Raw genomic sequence first — 24,637 nt, 5'->3', positions numbered from 1 at the left:
CGACGCTACGCTGCCCGTATCAGCGCTGCAACGCCGGGCAGGGTCTTGCCTTCCATCCATTCGAGGAAGGCGCCGCCTGCGGTCGAAACGTACGAGAACTTCTCCTCGACGCCGGCCGCGGCCAGCGCCGCCACCGTGTCGCCGCCGCCGGCCACCGACAGCAGCTTGCCCATGCCGGTCAGCCGGGCGACTTCCTGGGCGATCGCCACCGTGCCGGTGTCGAACGGCTTGATCTCGAAGGCGCCGAGCGGGCCGTTCCACACGACGGTCGAGCAGTCGGCCAGCTCCTGCTGGTACAGCGCGATCGTCTTCGGGCCGACGTCGAGGATCATCTTGTCGTCGGGGCAGGCGTTGGCATCGACCACGACATGCGGCGCGCCGGCCTTGAATTCGTCGGCCGCCATGACGTCGACCGGCAACAGCACCTTGCACTTGGCGGCCTTGGCCTTTTCCAGGATTTCGAGTGCGGTCGAGGCCAGGTCCTTCTCGCACAGCGACTTGCCGACCCCGATCCCCTGGGCATGCATGAAGGTGTTGGCCATGCCGCCGCCGATGATCAGCTTGTCGACCTTGCCCACCAGATGGCCGAGCAGCTCGAGCTTGGTCGAGACCTTGGCGCCGCCGACAATGGCGCAGACCGGGCGCTTCGGATTGCCCAGCGCCTTGTCGAGCGCTTCGAGTTCTTCCTGCATCAGGCGGCCCGCGACCGCCGGCAGGCGATTGGCGAGGCCTTCGGTCGAAGCGTGCGCGCGATGCGCGGTCGAGAAGGCGTCGTTCACGTAGACGTCGCCCAGCAGCGAGAGCTTGTCGATGAAGCCGGCGTCGTTCTTCTCCTCTTCCTTGTGGAAGCGTAGATTCTCGAGCAGCAGCACATCGCCCGGCTTCATGTTGCGCACGGCAGCCTCGGCCAGCGGGCCGATGCAATCCTCGGCGAAGGCAACGGGTTTGCCGAGCGCCGTCTCCAGCGGCTCGATGAGCGGGCGCAGCGTCATCTCCGGCACCCGCTTGCCGTCAGGACGGCCGAAATGGCTGAGCACGATCACCTTCGCGCCCTTGGAGGCCAGCTCCTTGATCGTCGGCGCCGCACGCTCGATGCGCGTCGCATCGGTCACCTTGCCGTTCTTCATCGGCACGTTCAGGTCGACGCGCACCAGCACCCGCTTGCCGGACAGGTCGGCGGAATCGATCGTCTTGAAGGTCGTCTGCGGCATGATCTCTCTCTTGTCTGTCCGACGGGCGTCTGGCGTTTCCGCCGTCTAGCGTTTCCGAATCACGAATACCAGCACCTCGCCCTCGCGCGTGGCGGAGACCAGCTCGTGTCCGGTCTGCCGGCAGAAGGCGGGGAAGTCGGCCTCGGCGGCGGGATCGGTGGCGCGCACCGTGAGCAGGCCGCCGGGCGCCAGTTCGCGCAGCTTGCGGTTGGCACGCAGGACGGGGAGGGGGCAGAGCAGCCCGGTGGCGTCGTATTCGAGCGTATCGGTCATCGCGGTTTGTAATATTGCATGGCTTCGGGCAGCCAGCGCCTGATGTCGGCAATGCGCGTGGTGTCGGCAGGATGCGTGCTGAGCCATTCCGCCTGCCGCTTGCCGGAACTGGCGGCGCGCATGCGTTCCCACAGGCCGATCGCCTCGCGCGGGTCGTAGCCGGCCATCGCCATCAGCACGAGGCCGATCCGGTCGGCTTCCGATTCCTGGGCGCGTGACATCGGCAGGATGTAGCCCACCGTGGCGCCGGCGCCGACCGCAGCCATCATGGCCGGCAGATAGGTGCGGCTGCGGCCGCTCACCGTCGCCGACAAGGCCACTGCGGCGGCGGCGGTGCCGACCGACGCCACCATCTGGTCGCTCATGCGCTCCGCGCCGTGACGGGCCAGGGCATGGGCCACCTCGTGGGCGATCACGACCGCCAAGCCGGCCTCGGTCTTCGTGATCGGCAGCAGGCCGGTATAGACGACGATCTTGCCGCCGGGCAGGCAGAAGGCATTGGGCTCGTTCTTGTCGACCGTCTTGAATTCCCAGCGGAAGCGCGGCGCGCGCCACAGTTCCTGCGGCGGATGCTCGGCGGCGTTGGCGATCCGACGGCCGATCTTCTCGACCATCGCGTTGACCTGGGAGTCCCGTGACAGAGGCTCCTTGTTCAGCACTTCGCGATAGGCCTGCAGGCCCATCTCGCGCTCCTCGTTCTCGCTGACGAGCATCATCTGCGACCGGCCGGAGACCGGCGCCGTTTCGCACGCAGCGAGCAGGGACGCGATGCCGCACACGATCAGCAGGGAGCGCAGGATGGGGTGCATGGGCCGAAGTCTAGGGGCCCGTTCGCACGCGGTCGAGAGTGCGTCAGTCGGCGAAGAAGCCCGGTCCGCCGCGACGCTTCAGTTCCTCGCCGGCATCGCGACCGAGGGCGGCGGCTTCGGCGATCGAACCACGACGCTCCGTTGCGATCACTTCCGATCCGTCGGGCCGGGCGATCAGGCCGCGCAGATGCAGTTCTCCGCCCGTCAGGATCGCGTGTCCTGCAATGGGTGTTCGGCAGGACCCGTCGAGCACGACCAGCATCGCATGCTCGGCCCGCACGCAGACGGCGGTGGGTTCGTGATCGATCGCGGCGAGCCAGCCGCGCGTCTGCGCGTCGCCCTCGCGGGCTTCGATGCACACCGCGCCCTGGCCGACCGCCGGCAGCATCTCGGCTTCCGGAATGGCGGCGCCGACACCGCTCCTGCCCAGCCTCTTCAGGCCGGCGAGCGCCAGGATCGTCGCCTGCACGGTGCCGTCGGCGCGCCTCGCCAGCCGCGTGTCGACATTGCCGCGCAGCGTGACGATGCGCAGGTCCGGCCGGCGGTGCAGCAGCAGCGCCTTGCGACGCAGCGCCGACGTGCCGACGACGGCGCCCTGCGGCAAGTCGTCGATGCGTGCGAGATCACCGGCGATCAGTACGTCGCGCGCATCCTCGCGCGGCAGGAAGGCCGAAATCGCCAGGCCGGGCGGCTGCGCCGTCGGCATGTCCTTCATGCTGTGGACCGCGGCGTCGATACGGCCCCGCAGCAGGGCTTCCTCGATCTCCTTGACGAACAGTCCCTTGCCGCCGGCTTCGGAGAGCGGCCGGTCCTGGATCACGTCACCCGTGGTCTTGATGGCCACGATCTCGATGGCGCCGGGCGCCGCGAGCGCCGGCACGGAAGTGGCCAGGGCGTCGCGCACCAGGCCGGTCTGGGTGAGGGCGAGAGGGCTGCCGCGGGTGCCGAGCCGGAGGAGGGGGGCCATCATGGCCGCTGCTCTAGCGCAGGGCGCCCCGACACGCCAGAAACTCCCACGCCAGAAGGCGTGGTGCCGACAGGTCGCGGCCGGCGGCAGTTGCGGGGTCCGGGGCCCGCAGGCAAGAAGGCGGCGAACAGAGGCCGAATATGAGCCAGGATCTCGAGATCGTACCGTTGTTTGCCACGCCGCTCGTCGTCCACGACGTGCCGGACGCGGCCGCCCTGAATGCCGACCTGCGACGGGTCATCGAGGAGCGCGAGAAGTCCCATCCCGGCACACAGGCTTCCAACGAAGGCGGCTGGCAGTCGACCTGGGACATGGAGCGCTGGGGCGGCGTGCCGGCGCTGAAGCTGCTGGCCATCGCCCGGAACACCGCCAATCGCGTGACGATCGACCGGTCGGGCAATGCCGGCGGCCCCCATCCCGGCGTGTTCGCCGTGACCTGGCGGGCCAACATGTGGGCCAACGTCAACCGCAGCGGCCATGGCAACCTGCCGCACACGCATCCCGGTGCCTTCTGGTCCGGCGTCTATTACGTCGACGACGGCGGCATCTCCGCCGATCCGTCGCTGGGCGGGGCGCTCGAATTCCTCGATCCGCGCGGGGCCGGGCCGGTGATGTATGCGCCGCATCTCGGCTTTGCGATGAAGGGCGGCCTGTCGGGCGGCGCCAACGAGGTCCTGCAGCCGAAGGCCGGCCGGATGGTCCTGTTTCCCTCGTGGCTGCTGCATCAGGTCCGGCACTATCGCGGCACGGCCGAACGCATCTCGATCGCGTTCAATCTGAATCTGTAGAGTCGTCCCAGCACACCTACCTCACCCTGAGGAGCGCTCCGCAGGATGAGGTGGTGCGTTGGCGAGGAGTCGTCTGGCGCCCCGACGCCTAGGCCGCTAGAAGTCCCGCATGCGCGTTCTGGGCATCGAAACGAGTTGCGACGAGACCGCCGTCGCCGTGGTCGAGGGCGCGGCCGGGGCCGAGCCGGTCGGCCGCATCCTGTCGAATACGGTCTACAGCCAGCTCACCGAGCATCGCCGTTTCGGCGGCGTGGTGCCGGAGATTGCCGCGCGGGCGCATCTCGAGCGCATCGACGGGCTGGTCGCCCAGGCGCTCGACGAAGCGGGCGTGGGGCTCGCCGATCTCGACGCCATCGCCGCGACCGGTGGGCCGGGGCTGATCGGCGGCGTGATGGTCGGGGTCATGACGGGCAAGGCGCTGGCCTTCGCGCACGACAAGCCGTTCATCGCAGTCAACCATCTCGAAGGCCACGCGCTGTCGGTACGGCTGACCGAGCCCGTCGAATTTCCCTATCTGCTGCTGCTCGTGTCGGGCGGCCACTGTCAGCTGCTCACGGTTCGCGGTCCCGGCGACTTCACGCGGCTGGGCACGACCATCGACGACGCGGCGGGCGAATGTTTCGACAAGACCGCCAAGCTGCTGGGGTTGGGCTTTCCCGGCGGACCCGCCGTCGAGCGGGCGGCCGTGGGCGGTGACCCGCGCCGCTTCGCGCTGCCGCGGCCGATGTGGCGCAAGCCCGGCTGCGACTTCTCCTTCTCCGGCCTGAAGACCGCCGTGCGCCAGACGGTCGAGAAGTTGCCCGCCGACGATCCGCGGGCCGTCGCCGATCTCTGCGCCTCCTTCCAGCGCACCGTGGGCGACGTCTTCGCCGACCGCTGCGCCAACGCGCTGGCACGGGCCCCCTCGTCGACGCTCGTGGTGGCCGGCGGCGTCGCCGCTAACGTCTATCTGCGCGGACGGTTGGAAGAGGTCGCGGCGGCGCATGGCGCGAAGCTGGTCGCGCCGCCGGTCAGGCTGTGCACCGACAATGGCGCCATGATCGCCTGGGCCGGTGTCGAACGGCTGCGGCTCGGCCAGGTCGATGCGCTCGATTTCCGTCCCCGGCCGCGCTGGCCGCTCGATCCCGCCGCCGCCAACCGGATGTAGACTGCCGCCATGAGCCAGGCCCCGCCCGTCTTCGAAACCGTCGCCGCCTTCGCGACGCCGATCCTGATCGCCGATCTTCCCGACGGGCCGCAGCTCAATGCCGCGCTGATCCCAGTCCTGGCGAAGCGCGAAGCCGAACAGGAGAACGAGCCGCACAGCACGCTCGGCGGCTGGCAGTCGAGCTGGGATCTCGACAAGTGGGCGGGCGTTCCCGCGATCAAGCTGCTGGCGATCGCGCGCAACATCGCCAACCGCAGCACGAGCGATCGCGAAGGCAATGCGGTTACGATCGCGTGGAAGGCCAATATCTGGGCCAACATCAACCGCGGCGGTCACGGCAACGAATTCCATTCCCATCCCGGCAGCTACTGGTCGGGCGTCTACTATGTCGACGATGGCGGCATCCCGGCCGATCCGTCGCTGGGCGGTGAGCTCGAATTCATGGATCCGCGCGGACCGGCGCCGGCGATGTATGCACCCTATCTCGCCTTCAGCCTGCCGGGGGGCCTCTCGGTCGGCACCAACCAGACGATCTCGCCGCGGGCCGGGCGGCTGGTGATGTTCCCGTCCTGGGTGCTGCACCAAGTGCGGCCCTATCGCGGCACCGCCCAGCGTATCTCCATCGCCTTCAATCTCAGCCTGTGACGGGGATCGCGTGACGGGCATCGCGCATATCGGCGTCGTCGGCGGCGGCGCCTGGGGAACGGCGCTGGCCTGTCTCGGACGCCGGGCCGGCCGCAAGGTGACCCTGTGGTCGCGGGATCGCAGTGTATCGGCCGCGATCGCGCATGACCGTCGCAACGAGATCTATCTGCCGGGGCAATCGCTCGACGCGGGCATCGTCGCGGCAGCGGAACTGGTCGAGCTCGCCGACTGCGATGCGATCCTCCTCGTCTGTCCGGCCCAGGCGTTGCGCGTCGTGGCGCAGGGCCTGCCTGGCAGCGGTCCCGTCGTGATCTGCGCCAAGGGCATCGAAGCCACGACCGGCCTGCTGATGCCCGAGGTGCTGGCCGAGGCCCTGCCGGGCCGGGCCATCGCCATGCTCTCGGGTCCGAGCTTCGCGGAGGAAGCCGTGCAGGGCCTGCCGACCGCGGTCAGCATCGCGACCGCCGATGCCGCCCTCGGCCGCGACCTGGCGGCCGCGCTCGCCGCCGGCATGTTCCGGCCCTACTGGACCGACGATGTCGTGGGCGTGTCGCTGGGGGGCGCGGTGAAGAACGTGCTGGCGATCGCGGCCGGCATCGTCGAGGGCCGCGGCCTCGGCCACAACGCCGCCGCCGCGCTGATCACCCGCGGCTTCGCCGAAATGGCGCGGCTGGGGCTCGCGCTGGGCGCCCGGCTCGAGACGCTGACGGGCCTGAGCGGGCTTGGCGATCTCGTGCTCACCTGCCAAGGGCCGTTGTCGCGCAATCGCTCGCTGGGCGCCGCGCTCGGCAAGGGCATGTCATACGAAACCTACATGCAGGGCCGGCGGCAGGTGGTCGAAGGCGCGGCGACGGCGCCGGCGGTGCTCGAACGCGCCGCGAAGCTCGGCATCGAGATGCCGATATGCACCGCCGTCGATGCTATCCTGCATCGCGGCGCGGATCTCGACGATTCGATTCGCGCCCTGTTGGCGCGGCCGCTGCGGCGTGAAGGCAAGTAGGAGCGGGGGAAACAAAATGGCGTACTGGCTCATCAAGTCCGAGCCCTCGGTCTATTCCTGGGCGCAGTTCGTGAAGGACGGCCAGACCTCCTGGACCGGCGTGCGCAACGCCCAGGCGGCGATCAACCTCAAGGCGATGAAGCCCGGCGACCGCTGCTTCTTCTATCATTCCAACGAGGGCAAGGAGATCGTCGGCATCGCCGAGGTCGTGAAGCCCGCCTATCCCGATCCCACCGACCAGGCGGGCAAGGCGGTCACCGTCGACGTGAAGCCGGTCGCGCCGGTGAAGACGCCGGTGACGCTGGCCGCGATCAAGGCCGATCCGAAGCTTGCGGACTTCGGCCTGGTGCGCCAGTCGCGCCTCTCGGTGGTGCCGGTCTCCGCCGAGCAGTGGAAGATGATCGAGAAGATGGCGAAGTAGTCACTTCGTCAGTGGCCCGGTCATGATCGACAATACCCGCGGCATCGTGGCGATGCTGGCGTCGGTCGTCGTCTTCATCTTCAACGATGCGCTGATCAAGCTCGCCGCCGAGACCGTGCCGTCGATCCAGTCGATCGGCGTGCGCGGGGTGTTCGCCACGCTGTGGTGCGCGCTGGCGCTGCTGGCGACGGGCGCCTGGCGCAAGATGGCCTACGCGGTCCATCCCAGGGTCATGCTGCGCGGCGGACTGGAGGCGGGCGCGGCCATCATCTACCTGATCGCGCTGTTCCAGATCCCGTTCGCGATCGCCACCGCCGTCAACCTCTCGACGCCGCTCATCCTGACGGTGCTCGCCGTCGTCCTGCTCAAGGAGGATGTTCGCTGGCGTCGATGGACGGCCGTGGGACTGGGCTTCGTGGGCGTGCTGATGGTCATCCAGCCGCGGCCCGGCGACATCAACGGCTGGACCTGGGTGGCGCTCACCGGCACCTGCCTGGGCGCCTTTCGCGACATCATCGCGCGCCATCTGCCGCCCGCCGTGCCGACGCTGGTCGTGTCCTTCACCACGGCGATCACCGTCGCCATCGTCGGCTGTGCCTGGGCGCTGGTCGAGGGCTGGCAGCCGATCGATGCCCGCGCCCTCGGCTACATCATGGCGTCTTCGCTGCTGCTGGCGATCGGCTACCAGTTCCTGGTGATCGGGCTGCGCTCGGGCGGCGAGATCTCGGTCATGGGATCGTTCCGCTACTCCTCGATCCTGTGGGCGCTCGCCATCGGCTACGTCGTATGGGGCGAAGTCCCCAACACCCTGGCGCTCGCCGGCATCGTCGTGATCGTGGGCTCAGGCCTCTACATCCTGCACCGCGAGCGGGTGTCGCGGTAGCGATCGGCCGGAATCATTCTGCTTCAGGTTCACCCACTAGACCTCATCGTGAGGAGCGTCCCATCGGGACGCGTCTCGAAGGATGGGCAACAGACGCGGTGCTCGTGCCCACCCTTCGAGACGCGCCCCTTCGGAGCGCTCCTCAGGGTGAGGTGGTTGTAGAAAAACTCTACCGCGTGACCCAGGCCTCGTAGTCGCGCGCCACGTCCTCGACCGCCTGGTCGTAAAAGCGCTTGCCGTGTTCGGGCGTCGCCTGGCTCGGGTCGGAGCCGATGCGGCCGTCCGGGAAGGCGCGGCGATAGTCCTCGGAGTCGGCGAAGGAGCCGTTCGGCGCGATGCGCGGCTCGAGCACGCGGCGGTCCATCGTCTCGGGATATTTGTACCAGGTCAGCGCCACTTCCGAGGCCGTGGCGTGGCTGCCCTCGCCGGTCGGATAGAGTTCGGAGCTGAGGCGCTTGATGCCCGGGCTGTCCCACCAGTTGCGAAGGGCGCACTTGATCGAGGGCTGGTTGCTCATGCGCTCCATCGAGCGCTCGGCATAGATCTCGGAGAAGGCCGCGGTCACCGTGGCGATGTTGCCGCCGTGGCCGTTCACGAAGAAGAAGCGCGTGAAGCCATGCTTGGCCAGCGACAGCACGTTGTCGCGCACGACGGCGATCAGGGTCGTGGGCTTGAGCGTGATCGAGCCCGCGAAGTCGAGGTGATGCTGGGCCATGCCGACCGAGATCGTCGGCGCCACCAGCGCGCCCACCTTCTCGCCGACGCCGCGGCCCACCATCTCGGCGGTGAGGGCGTCGGTGCCGATCAGGCCGGTCGGGCCGTGCTGCTCGGTCGAGCCGATCGGAATGATGATGCCGGTCTTGGTCTTGAGATAGTCCTCGACGAACTGCCAGGTCTTGAGCTGAAGCTGCACGAACCGAAACTCCTGTGATGTGCCCGCAGGATGCGTCGCTTCGTGCAGCGAGACAAGGCGCGCTGTCCGTCGATCAGTCGCTCGCCCAGAAGGCCTGCGCGCCGGGCGGCAGGCTTGCCAGGACGCGATCCAGCTCGGCCTGGTCGATGTTCCTGTGCAGCGCCGCCGCGACGCTCGCGATCGAGGACTCGGGGGCGAAATTATGGTCGGGACGCAGCGCCTGCACTTCACGGGTCATGATCGCACGGTCTTCGAAAGGGCGCCGCGGTTCGTCGAGATCCCAGTCGGCGACGAAGAGCGCGCGCAGGACGGGTGGCAGCACGTTGGCGAATCGGATCGCCTCCTTCACGTCGAGGCGTCGGCGGAAGGCTTGAAACACACCCTGCACCATCGTGTAGGTCTGATGCGTGGTCGCGAGGCCGGAAATGTCCCGCGCGTCGAGCATGAACTGCTCGAAGGCCATCGACGCGCGCTTGTATTCGACAGGGACCGGCATGATCGTCGTGCCGTCAGGACGGCAGCGGTTCGCCCAGGTTGCCTTCGCTGTTGATCAGCAGCACGCGTGACGTCGGGCCGAGGCCCAGCGCCTTGAAGGCGGCCTCGTCGGTGCAGACGCGCAGCAGGCCGGCGAGGCCGGCGCAGCCCGAGGGGCCCGAGATGATCGCGGGATCCTGGCCCAGCGGGTTGGCGTAGAGGCGGCGGGCCGGCAGGACGCCGTCCTCCTGGATGGTCATGAACCAGTCGGCCGCCGCGCCGATGATCGGCCAGGTCACGGGCGAGATTTCGCGGCAGGCGAGACCGCCCATCACCGTGTCGGCGTTGCCGCTGGCGAGGGTGGGCTTGCCCGCGAGGTTGCTCTGGAACCAGCAATCCGCGCTCTCGGGCTCGACGACGATCGAGACCGGCCGCTCGTCGCAGACCGCCCAGAGATAGCCGATCACCGCCGCCGCCAGGCCGCCGACGCCCGCCTGCACGAAGACATGGGTGGGCGCGGCGCCCCATTGCTGGACCGCGGCCTCGTGGACCAGCACGCAATAGCCGCGCATGACGCTGCGCGGCACCGAATCGTAGCCCTCCCACGAGGTGTCGGAGATGATCGTCCAGCCGTTGGCCTCGGCCTGGCGGCGGCACTCGGCGACCGCGGTGTCGTAGTCGCCGTCGACCCGGATCACCTCGGCGCCGCGCGCCCGGATTGCGGCTTCCTTCTCGGCGCTGGTGAACTTCGGCAGGAAGATCACGCAGCGATTGCCGAACAGCTTGGCCCCGGCGGCAACCGAGCGGCCGTGGTTGCCCGAACTCGCGGCGGTGAACACGAAGCGGCCGGTCACTTCCCGGTACTCGCCCTTCATCACGCTCTCGAACGACGGCGAGGAATGATAGGCGTCGCCGACCGCGCCGGTCAGCACGTTGGCGACGGCGATCACGCCACCCAGCGCCTTGAAGGCGCCGAACCCGAAGCGCTGGCTCTCGTCCTTGACCCGGATCTCGCCCACGCCCAGCCGCTGGGCCAGCGCCGGCAGCTCGTAGAGCGGCGTCGGTCTGTGCGCCGGGCAGGCCTTCAGCTCCTCGCACAGTTCGGGAATCCCGTTGGGATTGATCACGAACTGCTGCTCGCGACCGAATTCGAGGGGGCGCGTGGCGCGCGGATTTTTGGCCAACCAGGGGGCCAACCGGGGGGTCGTCATGCCCGGGTCATAGCATGCTAAGGTCGCCAAAACGGAGTGGCCCATGAAGGTGAATGTCGAAGTGACCTGCACGCCCGAGGAGGCCCGCGCCTTCATGGGGCTGCCGGACATCAAGCCGATGCAGGATCGCATCATGAACGAGATCGAGGAACGCCTGCGCAACAGCCTCGGGTCGATGAACCCTGAGACGATCTTCAAGACCTGGCTGCCGGCCTCCATGCAGGGCATGGACCAGATGCAGCAGATGCAGCAGGTTTTCTGGTCCCAGCTCGCCAACATCGCCTCCGGCGGATCGACCAAGAAGGAATAGCCGGATCATGAGCCAGCGCGAGAAGCCAGCCGATCCCAAGCCCTACTACGAAGCCCACGTCTTCTGCTGCACCAACCGCCGCCCCGCCGGCCACCCGCGCGGCTGCTGCGCCGAGCGCGGCGGCGAGGCCCTGCGGGACCACATGAAGAGCCGCGCCAAGGCGCTCGGCCTCAAGAACGTCCGCATCAACAATGCCGGCTGCCTCGACCGCTGCGAGTTGGGGCCGACCCTCGTGATCTATCCGGAAGGAATCTGGTACCGGGTGCCGACCAAGGAAGACGTCGACGAGGTGCTCGACACGCACCTGGTCAAGGGCGGCCGGGTCGAGCGGCTGATGCTGAAGCCGGAAGACAAGTAGGCGGCGACGCACCTTCAGAAGCCGCGGCGACCGTGGTGCTGAAACCACGGTGATCCGGCGAGGCTGACCAGAACGACGATGACGCCGAGCATGGCGTAGCCTCCCGTGGGCGCTAATGCCATGCCGGCCGGGCTGTTGCCTCAAGAGCGCGTGACTTTGCCATGGCCCGGGCGCTAGCGGATGAACGCCTCGCGCGGTGACGTCATCAAGGCGTCTAATCGAAATAAACGAAATAAACGAAACAATCGAAGCGAGAGTCGCACCCCTGAAGCAGGTATCCTGGTCCCGTTGAAGGGTCGATTTTGCCCGGTATTTTGCAGGGGGTGTGCTGGGTGGCCGATCTCGCCGTCAGCTTCCCGCGAGCAGCTCCGTCGCGAGGGCCGCCCATTCATCGTCCAGCGACTGCGGCGACACCGGCCGACCGGCCCGCCGGTACCAGTAGCCGGCGTTCGCGAGATCGCCTTCCTGGCGATGGAGATGGGCGTGGACGCTGTCGCAGTCCGGCTCGCCCTCATGCGCCTGGACGCATTCGTGGGCCCGCGCCCAGTCGCCGCGGCGCATCCACCACAGGGCCTGCAGCGCCGGGCGGGACCCGGCGGGCGGCGCGTCGGCCGTGACGCTGGCGGCGAAGGCGTCGAAGGCGGTCATGGCGGCCCCTAGCGGCGCTTCAGGCGGAAGCGCAGCAGGTGGAGGCGGTGCGAGAAGAAGCCCCAGGCGGAGAATTTGAGATAGCGCTCGTAGCGTCGGGTCTGGTCCTTGCCCACCATCTCGAGCGCTTCGGCCCGCCGGGCTTTGAGGTTGGCGGCCCATATCTCGCAGGTCCGGCCGTAGTCGGTGCGGTCGTTGCGGAAGCGCTCGACCTCGAAGATCCCGTTGGCGGCGGCGAGGATTTCCGGCAGGCGCGGCAGTTCGGATTCGGGAAAAATGTCCTCGACCAGGGGACCCATCGGGACTTTGTCGTCGGGATCGCCATAGGCGATGGTCTGCAGGGTCATGCGGGCGTCGGACGCCAGCATGTCGTGGCAGCGCGTGAAGAAGTGGCGGTAGATCGCGGTCTTGGTGGCCGCATCGTCCTTGGGCTTGGTGAAGTGCTCGAACGCGCCGACCGAGATTATGGCGCCGTAGGGCTCGGCGGGCTGGTGATCGGCCCAGCTCTCGACGCGGATCTCGACGGGCGGCGAGCCGGCGTCGCGGAGGGCCGCGCGCGCGAGTTCGGCCTGCGCGTCGCTCAGCGTCAATCCAACGCCCCGCTGCAACGCGGGGGCGCCGGGCGCGCGCGTCGCGACGGCCGCACGCAACATGCCGCCCCAGCCGCAACCGATGTCGAGCACGGACGTTACCCGGTCGGCGCCCGAATTGTGCAGATGCCAGTCGATCTTGCGGCGCTGGGCATCGGCGAGCGGAGCGTCGTCGTTTTCGTCGCGCCACATCGCCGAGGAGTAGGTCATCGTCTCGTCGAGCCACAGCCGATAGAAGTCGTTGCCGACGTCGTAGTGCGAACGGATGGCTTCCGGCGAGGCGCCGGCAGCGTGAGCGGTTTCGGTCATTGAGTGGCCCTGATGTTCATCGGCGCAGCATAAGCCATTCGTCACCGCAGCGGACCACGCGGTTTTTGCGACATTTGAAGTTATTGCATTGAGGTAAAGTTTGTCCCAGAAGTACCTATGAGGCGTCGCACGAGGCTGCGATTTATCGCGCTTTTCGTGCAAGAAAACCGGGCATTGCAGCAGCTAGGATTGCTCCCGCATGACGACGACGGATGTGCCGCAGGGCGTGGGCCAGAAGGGCCGTTTCTATCTCACGAAGAACATCTGGGTGCCCCAGGAGCCCCTCGAGAAGCTCAATCTCAAGCTCTCGGACTGGATCCTGCGAAACATGCCCAAGCTGCCGCTGGCCGGTGAAGACGCATTGAAGTCGTTTCCCGTGCTGGCCGAACTCAGGAAGAGCCACGCCCAGATCAAGGCCGACCTGGACTACCTGCTCAGCCACCATGAAGAAATCCCGACCCTGCACGAGGTCCATCCGCGCGACCTCTACGTGCCGGGCCGCGCCTGGCGCACGTTCATTCTCAAGATCTACGGCCACGAGATCACGGAGAACACCGCGGCCGTTCCCGACACGATGGCCGCCATCAACCGGTTGCCGGGCGTGCACACCGCCCTGTTCAGCATCCTGGCCGGCCGGGCCGAGATCGAGCCGCATCGCGGCTCCGCGGCCGGCGTGGTCCGCTTCCATTATCCATTGATCGTGCCCAGCGAGCCGGAGAAATGCTGGATCGAGATCGGCGGCCACCATTTCTTCTGGGAAGAAGGCGTGCCGCTGGTGTTCGACGACACGCGCGAGCATTGGGTCAAGAACCAGACCGACGAGACGCGCGTCGTGCTGATCATCGACTTCAACGCCGACATGCCGTTCCCGGTGAATCTCTACACCGGCCTGCGCTACGAACTCGGGCGCCGCAGCGCCGAGGTGAAGGCCGTCTATGAACGCGCCGCGATCGGTGTGCCGCCGCGTAACGCGGCCTGATCGACGAACCCGCCGGCTATTCGATCAGTTCGGCCAGCCGCTTGATGATGCGCGTCGGTTTGGCCGTCGCGTGCGCGGGCACGCCGGCGTCGAACGGGTCGTACCAGATGCCGCACATGCCCAGCGCCTGCGGCGCCACGACTTCCCACTCATAATTGTCGCCGACCATCCAGGCGTCTTCCGCGGCGACGCCCAGACGCTCGAGCGCGTGGCGGTAGACCGCGAGCTCGGGCTTGCCCTGGCCGAATTCACCCTCGATCTGGATATGGTGGAAGCGGTGGGCGAGTTCGAACCGCTCGATCTTGGCGCGCTGCGTCTCGCCGGCGCCATTGGTGACGAGCGCCAATCGAACGCCGGCATCGCGCAGGGCGTCGACCGTGGCATGGGCGTCGGGATAGAGGCGGTATTCCTTGCGCCTGAGCTCGGTGAAGGAATCGGCGATTCGATCGGCCAGTTCGTCGTCCTCGCGGCCGAGCTTCGCCAGCCCGCGACGGACCGACAGCCGACGGGCGCCCGGGATGTCGAGCCGCCACTTCGCGGCCTCGGCCCGGTCGTTCCAGAAGGCGCGCGCCTCCTCCATGACGGCCGTCCGCACGCGCGCGATGGCCGCCTCGTCGTGAGCGTCGAGATGGGCGGAAAAGACATGGAGCAGACGGGTCCACGCCTCCTCCGGTTGCGCATAGGCACGGATCAGCGTGTCGTCCATGTCGAACAGGATCGCGCGGGGAAGGCCCGCTTTGGGAAGATCGGCCATCTCAATTCGTCGGCTGGGCGGCGAAGGTCGTCGGGGCGGGGCTGATGACCACGCCGCGGTCGCCCTGGATTTCGATCACCGCGAGGGCGCGCTCGGAGCGGCCGTCGGGCAGGAAACGGAAGATGCCATCGACGCCGGACCAGCCGTTGGGATTGGTGATCGCCTCGGCCGAGAAGTCGCCGCCCGGCTTCATCCGCGCGAGCTGGCCGGCCAGGCCCACACCGTCATAGGCGAGGGTCGCCAGCCGGTGCGGCGGCCGCCCATAGGTCGAAACGAAGCGGCGCTCGAAGTCGGCCCGCTTGGCCGGATCGGGGGCGGCATACCAGGCGCCGCGCAGCATGGTTTCCGAACCGACGCCGGGGAAGTCCCAGACACCCGTGCCGATCAGCTGAATCGCCCGGCCGTCGAGGCCGCTGGTCGCCAGCGAGGCAAGCGCGGTCGACAGGAGGGGCGGCGCCACCGGCACGAGGACGGCGACCTTGCCGCTCTCGCCTTCGGTCTTCGCCGAGGTGGCGAGCAGTCGGGCCTGGGCCGGAATGTCGGCGCCGTTGGGAGCGAAGAATTCGCGCCCGACGACGGTGCCGCCGCGTCGCGTGACATAGGTCTCGAGCGTGCGCGACATCTGCTCGCCATAGCTCGTCTGCGGCGCGAAGGTCGCGAAGCGGCGGATGCCGGACTCGAACGCATGATCGACCACGCGGCGGACCTGCGGCGGGGCGGCGATGCCCATGACCCAGACGCCGCGCTGCGCGACCTGCTCGTCATTGGAGAAGGCGATCACGTTCATGCCGCCTTGGCTCACCAGCGGCACCAGAGCGCTGGCCGAGGTGCCGTAGAGCGGTCCCAGCACGAGGGCTGCACCTTCGAGGCGGGCCTTGCGATAGGCCTCGACGGCGGTTTCCGCGCTTTCCCCGCTGTCGTAGGCCGACAGCGCCAGTTCCTTGGCGCCGCTGTCGAACAGCGACATTTCGGCAGCCTGCTGCATCGCCTGCCCGATCGGCGCGGCGCGGCCACTGAGGGGCAGGAGGAGGGCGATGCGGACCTTGCCCGATGGCGTCAGCGGGGAACCGGCCTTCGGCGTGACGGTCACCGATTGCGCCGTCCTCGTGCTAGTCTTGGGGGGCTCGCCGCACGCACCCAACAGGAAGGCGGCGGCAGCGAGCACGAAGAATGACCTACGCATCGGCGCGAAACTCCGGCGATCGGAATCAGATGAACCTGGACGAACAGCCCCAAGCTACCGACGGGCAGCCGCCGCGTAAACCGCCGCTCGCCGCGGGACTGCATATTGTTGCCACACCGATCGGCAACATGCGCGACATTACGCTGCGGGCACTGGACGTGCTTCAGGCAGCCGACCTGATCGCCTGCGAGGATACCCGGGTGTTCGCCAAACTCGCGACCCACTACGGCATCTCTGCCCCGACCGTGTCCTACAGCGACGCCACGCAGGAGAAATCCGAGCCGCGCCTCGTGCGGGCGCTCGCGGCCGGCAAGAGCGTCGCGCTGGTGTCTGACGCTGGCATGCCGCTGATCTCCGATCCCGGCTACCGGCTGGTGCGCGCGGCGGTCGAGGCCGGCCATTCCGTCACGTCGGCACCCGGCGCGTCCGCCGTTCCCATGGCGCTCGCTTTGTCGGGATTGCCGACCGACCGCTTCTTCTTCGCGGGTTTCCTGCCGGCCAAGGGGACCGAGCGGCGGCGGGCGATCGGCGAGGTGGCCGCCATTCCCTCCACCCTCGTCTTCTTCGAGGCGCCGCACCGGCTGCCCGAGTCCCTGGCCGATCTTCAGGAACTGCTGGGCGACCGTCCCGCGGCGGTGGCACGCGAGCTCACCAAGCTGTTCGAGGAGGTGCGGCGGGCGCCGCTCTCCACGCTGGCCGCCCACTATGCTGCCCATCCCGACGTGAAGGGGGAGATCGTGATCGTGATCGGGGCGCCCTCGGCCGACACCGAACGCAGCGCCGACACGGTCGACGAGGCGCTGCGCGAAGCCATGACGGGCGCCTCCGTCAAGGACGCGGCCGCCGAGGTGGCCGCGCGGTACGGATTGAAACGGCGCGACGTCTATGCCCGCGCCCTCGAACTGAAGCGGAGCGCGGTATGACCACAAAGGCCCGCCAGAAAGCCTACCGCATGGGCCATACGGCCGAATGGCGGGCGGTCTGGCGGCTTCGGCTCGGCGGCTACACGATCCTGATGCGCCGCTACAAGACCCGGCTGGGTGAGATCGACATCGTCGCGCGTCGCGGCAACGTGCTGGCCTTCGTCGAGGTCAAGGCGCGCAGCGATTTCGTGAAGGCGGCCGATGCCCTGGGCGACCGGCAGTTCGGCCGCGTGTCGCGCGCCGCCAGCCTGTTCATCGCCCATCATCCGCGTTATGCCGCCTGCTCGGTGCGGTTCGATGCGGTGCTGGTCGGTGGCGTGTGGCCCCGCCATCTGCCCGACGTCTGGCAAGCGCCGGAGTGATGCGTGGCTGACGATCTGACGAATGAGCTGGGGCGACTGAAGGATCTTTGTGCCGGCGACGGCGAGCGCATCGATCTGCTGGAGGCGGCATTGCGGCTGAGCGTCCTCGGTCGCGGCGAGACCATCGACCTCGCGCCGTTCCGCCAGCACGTCACGGCAATGACGAACGAACTCGCCGATCTGATCCATCGGCGCGGCGCTTCGCCCGCATCGCTGTCGGAAGTGATCGCGCGGTCCTATGCCTATCGTGGCGACGCCGAGACCTACGACGATCTTCAAAACGCCGATCTCGTGCGCGTGATCGAGCGCCGCATGGGCCTGCCGGTCGCGCTGTCGATCCTGTACCTGCATGTCGCCCGCGCCCAGGGCTGGCAGGCCGAGGGGCTGGCCTTTCCCGGACATTTCCTGATCCGCATCGGTATCGACGGCACGCGCCACGTGGTCGACCCCTTCCACGAAGGCGCGGTGCGCGAGGCCGCCGATCTGCGCAGGCTCCTGCGGCAGGTCCTGGGCCCCGAGGCCGAGCTGGCGCCGGGGCATTTCGATCCCGTTCCCGATCGCGACGTGCTGCTGCGGCTCGAGAACAACGTGCGGCTGCGCCTCGCGCGGCGCGACGACTGGCACGGCGTGGCACGCTCCCTCGACCGCATGCTGGCGATCGCGCCCGACAGGGCGGAACTGTTGTTCGAGGCGGGGCAGCTCAACGAACGCCTCGACAAGCGCCGGGCCGCGATCGCGGCCTACCAGCGCCTCCTCGAACTCGACGGCGATCCGGATCTTCGCCGGCGCGCCTCGGCCCTGTTGCAGGAACTGCGACGCGGCCTTAACTGAAACCAGTCGACCTTCGTTCCGCGCCGCCAAGTCAGGATACTGTCATGAAGCTCAACGTCGCCATCCAGATGGACCATGTCTCGACGATCGACATCGACGGCGATTCGACCTTCGTGCTGGGGCTGGAAGCCGAGAAGCGCGGCTACACCGTCTGGCACTACACGCCGCAGGACCTGATCTTCCGCGACCGCAAGGTGATGGCCCGTGCGCAGCCGATGAAGCTGCGCCGCGAGAAGGGCAACCACTTCACCCTGGGCGCGCCCGAGATGATCGACCTCTCGACCGTCGACGTCGTGCTGCTGCGCCAGGATCCGCCGTTCGACATGTCGTACATCACGACGACTCACCTTCTGGAGCACATTCACCCGAAGACGCTGGTGGTGAACGACCCGGCCAGCGTGCGCAACGCGCCGGAGAAGCTGTTCGTCACGCATTTCGACAATGTGATGCCGCCGACCCTGATCACTGCCGATGCCCGCGCTCTGCGCGAGTTCCGCGACGAGCATCAGGACATCATCCTGAAGCCGCTGTTCGGCAATGGCGGCGCCGGCGTCTTCCGCGTACGTCCCGACGATGAAAATTTCGCCTCGCTGCTGGAGATGTTCTCGCAGCGCAGCCGGGAGCCGGTGATCGCCCAGCGCTATCTTCCCGAGGTGCGGAAGGGCGACAAGCGCATCATCCTGATCGACGGCAAGGCGGTCGGCGCGATCGACCGCGTGCCGGCGGCCGGCGAGGCGCGTTCCAACATGCATGTCGGCGGCAAGGCGGTGAAGGCGTCGCTGACCAGGCGCGACATCGAACTGTGCGAGACCATCGGGCCGGAACTTGCGAGGCGCGGCCTCATCTTCGTCGGCATCGACGTGATCGGCGACTATCTCACCGAGATCAACGTCACCTCGCCGACCGGTCTGCAGCAGATCAATCGCTTCGACGGTGTCTCGCTCGAGGCACAGATCTGGGACCGGATCGAGGTCCGCTATCAGGAAACCCGCGGGAGCAAGACATGATTCGACGAACGTTTCTTTCCCTCTCGATGATCGTTCCGGCAGGCGCCGTCCTGGCACAGACGTCGGGTTCGGACCTGTTCGGCGAGAAGCAGATCGTCAAGGCGGTCGTCGAGGGCGACGAGGAGAAGGTGCGGCAGGCCCTGCTGAAGCGTGAGAGCCCGAACCAGACTGCCAACAACGGTCAGCCGCTGCTGACCGTGGCGGTCCGCGCCGGTCACGTCCCCGTGGTCGAGACTCTCCTCAAGGGCGGTGCGCTGCCCGATTCGATGGATCCCGAGGGATACACGGCCTTGATGCGCGCCGCCGAGAAGGGCGACGTCGAGATCGTGGATATCCTGCTGCGGCGCAATGCGAATCCGCGCGGACAGAATCGCCAGGGACAGACCGCCCTGATGATCGCCTCGGGCCGAGGGTACGCCGAGGTCGTGCGGCTGCTCCTCGCCAAGAAGGCGGACCCCAACTCGCGTGACTTCACCGGTCGCACGGCCGTCACCTATGCCAAGCAGAGCAACCGCGGGTCCATCGAGGCGATGCTGCGCAAGGCTGGCGGCAAGGAATGACGACGACCGGGGCGGCGCCGATCCGGGTAACCGGCTCGCTGTCGATCGACCCGGATGAGATCCAGGAGAGTTTCGTGCGCGCCGCCGGCCCGGGTGGCCAGCACGTCAACACGACGTCGACGGCGGTGCAGTTGCGCTTCGACGTCCGCCGCTCGCCCTCGCTGCCGGAGGATGTGCGGCAGCGGCTCGAGCGCCTGGCGGGGCGGCGCCTGACGCGTGACGGCGTGCTGGTGCTGGTGGCCCAGGGGCAGCGCAGCCAGTTGCGGAACCGGGAGGAGGCGCTCGCCCGCCTGATCGAGCTGATCCGCGAGGCGACACATCGCCCGGTGCCGCGGGTCAAGACGAAGGTCAGCCGCGCCGCGAAGAAACGCCGGGTCGATGACAAGAAGCGTCACGGCACGGTCAAGTCCCTGCGAAGAGCCCGGACATCGGACGACTGACGACACGGGGAAGGTTGGGGTAGTGTCGCGCCGTCAAACCAGATGAGGTGCCGCGTGGCAGATGTTCGCAAGGAGACAGACAGCCTGGGTGAGGTGAGCGTTCCCGCTGACAAGCTCTGGGGCGCCCAGACACAGCGGTCGCTCGAGCATTTCAGCATCGGCAAGGACCTGATGCCGCGCGAGATGATCACCGCCTATGCGACCCTGAAGAAGGCCTGCGCCAACGCCAACCATGACGGCAAGCGACTCGACGACCAGGCGCACAGACTGATCCTGGAGACCTGCGACGAGATCCTCGCCGGCCAGCACCACGACATGTTTCCGCTTCACGTCTGGATGACCGGCAGCGGCACGCAGTTCAACATGAACGTGAACGAGGTGATCTCGAACCGCTGCTGCCAGCTCGCGGGCACGCCGCTCGGCTCGAAGAAGCCGGTGCATCCCAACGATCACGTGAACATGTCGCAATCGTCCAACGATTCGTTCCCGTCGGTCATGTACATCGCGGCCGCGGTGAACACCAAGGAGCGGTTGCTGCCGTCGCTGAAGGCGCTGCACGACGCGATCGACGCCAAGGCGAAGGAATGGAAGGACATCGTGAAGATCGGCCGCACCCACATGCAGGATGCGACGCCGATCACGCTCGGCCAGGAATGGTCGGGCTACGCCGGCATGCTGGCCGACAATATCGAGCGGGTCGAAGATGCGCTGAAGGGCGTCTATCGCCTGGCGCTGGGCGGTACCGCGGTCGGTACCGGCATCAACGCGGCCCCCGGCTTCGCCGAGGCGGCGGCGGCGGAGATCGCCAAGCTGACGGGCCTGCCGTTCGTGACGGCGCCCAACAAGTTCACCGTTCAGGGCGCCCACGACGCGCTGGTGCAGCTCTCGGGCGCGTTCCGCACGCTCGCGGTCTCGCTCTACAAGATCGGCAACGACATCCGTCTGATGTCCTGCGGCCCGCGCGCCGGCTTCGCCGAGCTGCACATCCCGGAGAACGAGCCAGGCTCATCGATCATGCCGGGCAAGGTCAACCCGACCCAGGCCGAGGCACTGACCATGATCGCGGTCCAGGTCATGGCCAACGACGTGGCGGTCGGCTTCGGCGGCGCCAGCGGCTATCTCGAAATGAACGTCTACAAGCCGCTGATGATCTACAACATCGCGCATTCGATCACGCTGATGACCGATGGCTGCGCCAACTTCCGCAAGTTCCTGGTCGAGGGCACCCAGCCCAACCTCAAGAAGATCAAGGAATATGTCGACCGGTCGCTGATGCTGGTGACGGCGCTGGCGCCGGTGATCGGCTATGACAAGGCCTCCAAGATCGCCCATTACGCGATCGACCACGACCTCACGCTCAAGGAGGCGGCGCTCAAGCTGGAGTATGTGAGCGAGGCCGAGTTCGACAAGGTGGTCGATCCGTCGAAGATGGTTCACCCCTACGTCGCGACGGAGTAGCGCGGCAGAGACCTATCGTTCGAATATCCAGCGCCGCTCGCTCATGAAGCGGGCGGTGGCGAGGCCAAGCGCCATGCCGCCGACGATGAAACAGCAGCCGGCGAGGGCCTCGACGGCGGCGAGCACGTCGCCTTCGTTCAGCAGCACGATCGTGCGGAAGGCGAAGATACCGGGCGTCATGATGATGATGCCAGGCACGGTGAAGCAGATTCGCGGTTCGCGGAGCCATTGCTTGGCCAGCGACGCCAGCAGGCCGACGGCGAACGCGCCCGCGAAGGTCGCGGCCGGCAAGTTAAGCCCGAGATCGTGTAGCGCGAGCCGCAGTTCGTTACCGGCCAGCGAGAGCAGGCCCACGGTCAGGACCGTGCGCAGCGGACTGTTGTAGAGCAGCGCGAAGCCGCAGCCCCCGGCGAAGCTCGCCAGCGCGCGCAAGGATACCGTCATCGCGTCGGCACCGGCCGTCGATGCGGGCGGAGAAACGTCGGTCAGGCCGGCAAGCGCTGCGACCGCCGAGAGGCCGAAGGCCGCAGCCAGCAGGATCATGGTGGCATAGAAGAGCCGCGCCATGCCGGCCACGGTCTGGTGCTGCACGAGATCGAGCAGGGCCGCGACGAGCGGGAAACCCGGCACGAGGAACAGAGCCGAGGAGATGAAGCCCACGGCCAGCTCGGTGGAGAAGTCGCGCCCTGCGAGACCGAGCACGATCAGGCAGTAGAGGCCGGCGGCAACGACCGCGCAGACGGCGGTGACGGCATATTGGTTCAGCTGTCGGCGGAACGAGAGCGCGCGAACGGCCTGGCCCGCGGCACCGGCGATCGCCGCCGCGCCGGTGGCCAGCTGATCGCCGCCGTTCAGGTAGGAAAAGGCCGCGGACGCGAGACCGATCGAGATCGATACGGTCGCGAGGGCGTGGAGGCCGGGCACCTTTTCGATCCCATCGAGGTCGTTGGCGAGTGCCTGTGGCGTGAGACCGGGTCGGCTCGCCTCGGCGAGCCTTTCCAGCGCGCCGATGCGGGCCGCATTGATGCCCGGTGCACCGACGTCGCAGGTCAGGGTGGCCGTCTCCCCGTCGCGGCGGACGGTGGCGGACATGGCGTCGAGCGTCACCTGCAGCGACAGGCTGCCGATTCCCATGTGACCGGCGAGCCGCGCCGTGGCTTCGCGCACCCGGAACGCGGTGTCGCCGGCGCGCAGCATCAGCGCGCCGAAGCGGAGCAGGACTTCCAGGGACTCGGTGAGGGGGGCCCGAGGGGCGGTCATCAGACCGTGTGCAGGCCCAGCACTTCAGCCGTTTCCTTGCGCACACGCTCGACCAGCGCGGCATCGGTCTTCAGGTCCTGGCCGTAGGAGGGGATCATCTCCTTCAGCTTGGGCACCCATTGGCCGACCAACTGCTCCTTGAAGCAGGTCTCCAGCATGTGGACCATGATCCAGACGGCGGTGGAAGCGCCCGGCGAGGCGCCCAGCAGGGCCACGATCGAGGAATCTGCCGAGTGCACGATCTCGGTGCCGAACTCCAGCTTGCCGGTGCGCGCCACGTCCTTCCTGATGATCTGGACGCGCTGGCCCGCGACGTCGAACTCCCAGTCCTTCTCGTCGACCTTGGGATAGAAGTCGCGCAGCGCATCGAAGCGGTGCGACTTGGTCTGCAGCACCTGGCCGACCAGATATTCCTCGAGCGGAAGGTTGTCCCGCGCCACGGCCAGCAGCTGCAGCAGATTGTCCGGTCGCAGCGAGAACGGCAGGTCGAACATCGAGCCGTGCTTCAGGAACTTGGTCGAGAAGCCGGCGAAGGGCCCGAACAATAGCCAGCGCTTGCCGTCGACGTAGCGCGTGTCGAGGTGGGGCACCGACATCGGCGGCGATCCGCTGGCTGCCATGCCATAGACCTTCGCCAGATGGCGGGTGGCGATCTCCTGGCTGCCCGAGCGAAGCCAGATGCCGCTTACCGGGAAGCCGGCGAAGCCGTCGGCTTCGGGAATGCCGGACTTCTGCAGCAGGGTCAGCGCCGCACCGCCCGCACCCAGGAACACGTGGCGGGCACCGACCGACCGCTTCTCGCCGGACTTCTCGTCCTTGACGTCGAGCGTCCAGCCACCGTCGGTCCGGCGATGCAGGTTGGTCACGTCCTGGTTGAACTGGATCGAGAAGCCTTCCTGGCGCCGCAGGTAGTTCAGCAGGTTGGTGGTCAGCGCGCCGTAGTTCACGTCGGAGCCCGTCACCATGTGCGTCGCGGCGACGACCTGGGCGGGATCGCGACCCTCCATCAGCAGCGGCGCCCATTCGGCGATCTGCTTGTGGTCCTCGGAATATTCCATGCCGCGATAGCAGTGATGGGCGCTCATCGTGGCATGGCGCTTCTTCAGGAAGGCCGCCCGATCGGCGCCGATCACGAAGCTCATGTGCGGCACGGGATGGATGAAGGAATCCGCCCGCTCGATCGCGCCCTTCTTCACGAGGTACGACCAGAACTGCCGCGACATGTCGAACTCGACATTGACCTCCAGCGCCTTGGAGATGTCGACGCTGCCGTCCGGGCGCTGCGGCGTATAGTTCAATTCACAGTTGGCGGCATGGCCGGTGCCGGCGTTGTTCCACGCGGCAGAGCTTTCCTGGGCCTCGCCCGGCAGACGCTCGATGATCTCGATCTTGAGATGAGGCTGCAGCTCCTTGAGGAACGTGGCCAGTGTCATGCTCATGATGCCGGCGCCGACCAGGACGACGTCGAAGTCGCCGGAATGATTGTCTGCCATCGTGCTCTCCTAACGGTGGTCTTGGGGGGCGGCGCGCTTGAACGGCACCGGCGCATCCTTGCCCAGCACGACGTACAGGCGCCGCCACGGCTGATCGTCGACGAGCCGCCAGGTGTGGCCGCCGCCGGTCGTATCTTCGGCCAGCAGAATGTCGCCCGGCGCGAGGGTGAAGTGCTGCTCGCCACGGGTCTTGAAGTCGAGCGTGCCGCTCAGGGTGACGACCAGCTGGCGGACCGGCGCGGTGTGCCAAGCATAGGTGCCACCGGGCTGAGTCTCCTGCAGGGATGCGCTGGTGACCACGATCTTGCCGCTGAGCAGGTCGCCGTGAGCACCGGGTTCGAGGTCTATCCAGCCTTCCTCGACATGTGAATTCTGGTCTTCGCCCGTCCAAATCCGCACACACCGAATCATGCCGTCGCCCTGCAATTGT

General features: G+C 67.7%; 30 protein-coding genes. 16 read left to right on the top strand and 14 right to left on the bottom strand.

Translation table 11 applies throughout. From position 1 onward, the window contains the following. Positions 1 to 5: 5 nt before the first annotated feature. From ACT6UX_RS01715 to hemC, 4 genes are read right to left on the bottom strand one after another with little or no spacing between them, the layout of a single operon-like run. Complete coding sequence (locus ACT6UX_RS01715; protein WP_444773408.1) at positions 6 to 1,211, bottom strand: phosphoglycerate kinase; 1,206 nt, start codon at positions 1,209 to 1,211, stop codon at positions 6 to 8. Positions 1,212 to 1,256: 45 nt separating this feature from the next. Then, positions 1,257 to 1,484, bottom strand: a complete 228-nt coding sequence (locus tag ACT6UX_RS01710) for a sulfurtransferase TusA family protein (protein ID WP_428677426.1) — start codon at positions 1,482 to 1,484, stop codon at positions 1,257 to 1,259. Next, positions 1,481 to 2,293 (bottom strand): M48 family metallopeptidase, encoded by an 813-nt coding sequence (locus tag ACT6UX_RS01705; RefSeq protein WP_444773407.1) that lies wholly within the window; start codon positions 2,291 to 2,293, stop codon positions 1,481 to 1,483. The genes ACT6UX_RS01710 and ACT6UX_RS01705 overlap by 4 nt, the downstream gene beginning before the upstream one ends. 43 nt (positions 2,294 to 2,336) lie before the next feature. Next, positions 2,337 to 3,263: a hydroxymethylbilane synthase gene (hemC, locus tag ACT6UX_RS01700; RefSeq protein WP_444773406.1), complete on the bottom strand. Its 927-nt coding sequence runs from the start codon at positions 3,261 to 3,263 to the stop codon at positions 2,337 to 2,339. A 137-nt stretch (positions 3,264 to 3,400) separates the two neighbouring features. Here hemC and ACT6UX_RS01695 point away from each other — a divergent pair, with 137 nt between their 5' ends. The 6 genes from ACT6UX_RS01695 (at position 3,401) to ACT6UX_RS01670 (ending at position 8,144) form a co-directional block, all read left to right on the top strand. Next, positions 3,401 to 4,048 carry a 2OG-Fe(II) oxygenase family protein gene (locus tag ACT6UX_RS01695; protein WP_444773405.1) on the top strand — a complete coding sequence of 216 codons (648 nt, stop codon included), beginning with the start codon at positions 3,401 to 3,403 and terminating at the stop codon, positions 4,046 to 4,048. A 109-nt stretch (positions 4,049 to 4,157) separates the two neighbouring features. Continuing rightward, on the top strand, positions 4,158 to 5,195 hold the full coding sequence (gene tsaD, locus ACT6UX_RS01690; RefSeq protein ID WP_444773404.1) for a tRNA (adenosine(37)-N6)-threonylcarbamoyltransferase complex transferase subunit TsaD: 1,038 nt from the start codon (positions 4,158 to 4,160) through the stop codon (positions 5,193 to 5,195). A gap of 9 nt (positions 5,196 to 5,204) precedes the next feature. Continuing rightward, a complete protein-coding gene (locus ACT6UX_RS01685) occupies positions 5,205 to 5,840 on the top strand; it encodes a TIGR02466 family protein (RefSeq protein ID WP_444773403.1) in 636 nt (211 codons plus the stop codon). A gap of 10 nt (positions 5,841 to 5,850) precedes the next feature. After that, complete coding sequence (locus ACT6UX_RS01680; RefSeq protein ID WP_444773402.1) at positions 5,851 to 6,840, top strand: NAD(P)H-dependent glycerol-3-phosphate dehydrogenase; 990 nt, start codon at positions 5,851 to 5,853, stop codon at positions 6,838 to 6,840. Positions 6,841 to 6,856: 16 nt separating this feature from the next. Continuing rightward, positions 6,857 to 7,261, top strand: a complete 405-nt coding sequence (locus ACT6UX_RS01675) for an EVE domain-containing protein (protein ID WP_444773401.1) — start codon at positions 6,857 to 6,859, stop codon at positions 7,259 to 7,261. Between the two features lie 22 nt (positions 7,262 to 7,283). Then, positions 7,284 to 8,144, top strand: coding sequence for a DMT family transporter (locus ACT6UX_RS01670; protein WP_444773400.1), 861 nt, complete (start codon positions 7,284 to 7,286; stop codon positions 8,142 to 8,144). 169 nt (positions 8,145 to 8,313) lie between these two features. Here ACT6UX_RS01670 and ACT6UX_RS01665 read toward each other — a convergent pair whose 3' ends face one another. The 3 genes from ACT6UX_RS01665 to ACT6UX_RS01655 form a co-directional block, all read right to left on the bottom strand. Next, positions 8,314 to 9,057 (bottom strand): creatininase family protein, encoded by a 744-nt coding sequence (locus tag ACT6UX_RS01665; protein ID WP_444773399.1) that lies wholly within the window; start codon positions 9,055 to 9,057, stop codon positions 8,314 to 8,316. Between the two features lie 73 nt (positions 9,058 to 9,130). Next, entirely contained in the window at positions 9,131 to 9,553 is a 423-nt protein-coding gene (locus ACT6UX_RS01660; RefSeq protein WP_444773398.1) for a DUF2267 domain-containing protein, read from the bottom strand. Between the two features lie 13 nt (positions 9,554 to 9,566). After that, entirely contained in the window at positions 9,567 to 10,742 is a 1,176-nt protein-coding gene (locus ACT6UX_RS01655) for a diaminopropionate ammonia-lyase (protein ID WP_444773397.1), read from the bottom strand. A 43-nt stretch (positions 10,743 to 10,785) separates the two neighbouring features. Here ACT6UX_RS01655 and ACT6UX_RS01650 point away from each other — a divergent pair, with 43 nt between their 5' ends. Together ACT6UX_RS01650 and ACT6UX_RS01645 are read left to right on the top strand one after the other, a co-directional pair. Continuing rightward, positions 10,786 to 11,052 carry a DUF6489 family protein gene (locus ACT6UX_RS01650; protein ID WP_444773396.1) on the top strand — a complete coding sequence of 89 codons (267 nt, stop codon included), beginning with the start codon at positions 10,786 to 10,788 and terminating at the stop codon, positions 11,050 to 11,052. Positions 11,053 to 11,059: 7 nt separating this feature from the next. After that, positions 11,060 to 11,410: a (2Fe-2S) ferredoxin domain-containing protein gene (locus ACT6UX_RS01645; RefSeq protein WP_428677452.1), complete on the top strand. Its 351-nt coding sequence runs from the start codon at positions 11,060 to 11,062 to the stop codon at positions 11,408 to 11,410. Between the two features lie 348 nt (positions 11,411 to 11,758). On the opposite strand, the gene ACT6UX_RS01640 is transcribed toward ACT6UX_RS01645, so the two are convergent. Next, complete coding sequence (locus ACT6UX_RS01640) at positions 11,759 to 12,058, bottom strand: hypothetical protein (RefSeq protein ID WP_444773395.1); 300 nt, start codon at positions 12,056 to 12,058, stop codon at positions 11,759 to 11,761. Positions 12,059 to 12,066: 8 nt separating this feature from the next. After that, positions 12,067 to 12,957, bottom strand: coding sequence for a class I SAM-dependent methyltransferase (locus ACT6UX_RS01635; RefSeq protein WP_444773394.1), 891 nt, complete (start codon positions 12,955 to 12,957; stop codon positions 12,067 to 12,069). A gap of 199 nt (positions 12,958 to 13,156) precedes the next feature. Here ACT6UX_RS01635 and ACT6UX_RS01630 point away from each other — a divergent pair, with 199 nt between their 5' ends. Next, entirely contained in the window at positions 13,157 to 13,936 is a 780-nt protein-coding gene (locus tag ACT6UX_RS01630; protein WP_444773393.1) for an aspartyl/asparaginyl beta-hydroxylase domain-containing protein, read from the top strand. 16 nt (positions 13,937 to 13,952) lie between these two features. Here ACT6UX_RS01630 and ACT6UX_RS01625 read toward each other — a convergent pair whose 3' ends face one another. Continuing rightward, positions 13,953 to 14,690: an HAD family hydrolase gene (locus ACT6UX_RS01625; protein WP_444773392.1), complete on the bottom strand. Its 738-nt coding sequence runs from the start codon at positions 14,688 to 14,690 to the stop codon at positions 13,953 to 13,955. A gap of 1 nt (position 14,691) precedes the next feature. Continuing rightward, on the bottom strand, positions 14,692 to 15,873 hold the full coding sequence (locus ACT6UX_RS01620; protein WP_444773391.1) for a penicillin-binding protein activator: 1,182 nt from the start codon (positions 15,871 to 15,873) through the stop codon (positions 14,692 to 14,694). Between the two features lie 29 nt (positions 15,874 to 15,902). Between ACT6UX_RS01620 and rsmI the strand changes: the two genes are divergently transcribed. The 7 genes from rsmI to fumC are packed head-to-tail and all read left to right on the top strand — an operon-like array spanning position 15,903 to position 21,454. Continuing rightward, positions 15,903 to 16,796, top strand: coding sequence for a 16S rRNA (cytidine(1402)-2'-O)-methyltransferase (gene rsmI, locus ACT6UX_RS01615; protein WP_444773390.1), 894 nt, complete (start codon positions 15,903 to 15,905; stop codon positions 16,794 to 16,796). Further along, positions 16,793 to 17,158 carry a YraN family protein gene (locus tag ACT6UX_RS01610; protein WP_444773389.1) on the top strand — a complete coding sequence of 122 codons (366 nt, stop codon included), beginning with the start codon at positions 16,793 to 16,795 and terminating at the stop codon, positions 17,156 to 17,158. The genes rsmI and ACT6UX_RS01610 overlap by 4 nt, the downstream gene beginning before the upstream one ends. A gap of 3 nt (positions 17,159 to 17,161) precedes the next feature. Beyond that, positions 17,162 to 17,989 (top strand): SirB1 family protein, encoded by an 828-nt coding sequence (locus ACT6UX_RS01605; protein WP_444773388.1) that lies wholly within the window; start codon positions 17,162 to 17,164, stop codon positions 17,987 to 17,989. Positions 17,990 to 18,033: 44 nt separating this feature from the next. Beyond that, positions 18,034 to 18,996, top strand: coding sequence for a glutathione synthase (gene gshB, locus ACT6UX_RS01600; protein WP_444773387.1), 963 nt, complete (start codon positions 18,034 to 18,036; stop codon positions 18,994 to 18,996). After that, complete coding sequence (locus ACT6UX_RS01595) at positions 18,993 to 19,556, top strand: ankyrin repeat domain-containing protein (protein WP_444773386.1); 564 nt, start codon at positions 18,993 to 18,995, stop codon at positions 19,554 to 19,556. Before gshB ends, ACT6UX_RS01595 begins: the two co-directional genes overlap by 4 nt. Further along, positions 19,553 to 19,996: an alternative ribosome rescue aminoacyl-tRNA hydrolase ArfB gene (gene arfB, locus ACT6UX_RS01590; protein WP_444773385.1), complete on the top strand. Its 444-nt coding sequence runs from the start codon at positions 19,553 to 19,555 to the stop codon at positions 19,994 to 19,996. Before ACT6UX_RS01595 ends, arfB begins: the two co-directional genes overlap by 4 nt. 54 nt (positions 19,997 to 20,050) lie before the next feature. Then, on the top strand, positions 20,051 to 21,454 hold the full coding sequence (fumC, locus tag ACT6UX_RS01585; protein WP_444773384.1) for a class II fumarate hydratase: 1,404 nt from the start codon (positions 20,051 to 20,053) through the stop codon (positions 21,452 to 21,454). A 12-nt stretch (positions 21,455 to 21,466) separates the two neighbouring features. Here fumC and ACT6UX_RS01580 read toward each other — a convergent pair whose 3' ends face one another. Genes ACT6UX_RS01580 through ACT6UX_RS01570 form a run of 3 tightly spaced genes read right to left on the bottom strand, consistent with a single transcriptional unit; the run spans position 21,467 to position 24,606 of the window. Beyond that, positions 21,467 to 22,714 carry a threonine/serine ThrE exporter family protein gene (locus ACT6UX_RS01580; protein WP_444773383.1) on the bottom strand — a complete coding sequence of 416 codons (1,248 nt, stop codon included), beginning with the start codon at positions 22,712 to 22,714 and terminating at the stop codon, positions 21,467 to 21,469. After that, positions 22,714 to 24,207 carry a malate dehydrogenase (quinone) gene (gene mqo / locus ACT6UX_RS01575; protein ID WP_444773382.1) on the bottom strand — a complete coding sequence of 498 codons (1,494 nt, stop codon included), beginning with the start codon at positions 24,205 to 24,207 and terminating at the stop codon, positions 22,714 to 22,716. Before mqo ends, ACT6UX_RS01580 begins: the two co-directional genes overlap by 1 nt. A 9-nt stretch (positions 24,208 to 24,216) precedes the next feature. After that, entirely contained in the window at positions 24,217 to 24,606 is a 390-nt protein-coding gene (locus ACT6UX_RS01570; protein ID WP_444773381.1) for a hypothetical protein, read from the bottom strand. Positions 24,607 to 24,637: the final 31 nt, after the last annotated feature.

The organism is Reyranella sp. (assembly GCF_052439685.1).
Lineage (GTDB): Bacteria > Pseudomonadota > Alphaproteobacteria > Reyranellales > Reyranellaceae > Reyranella.
This window is presented reverse-complemented; position numbering and strand designations above follow the sequence as displayed.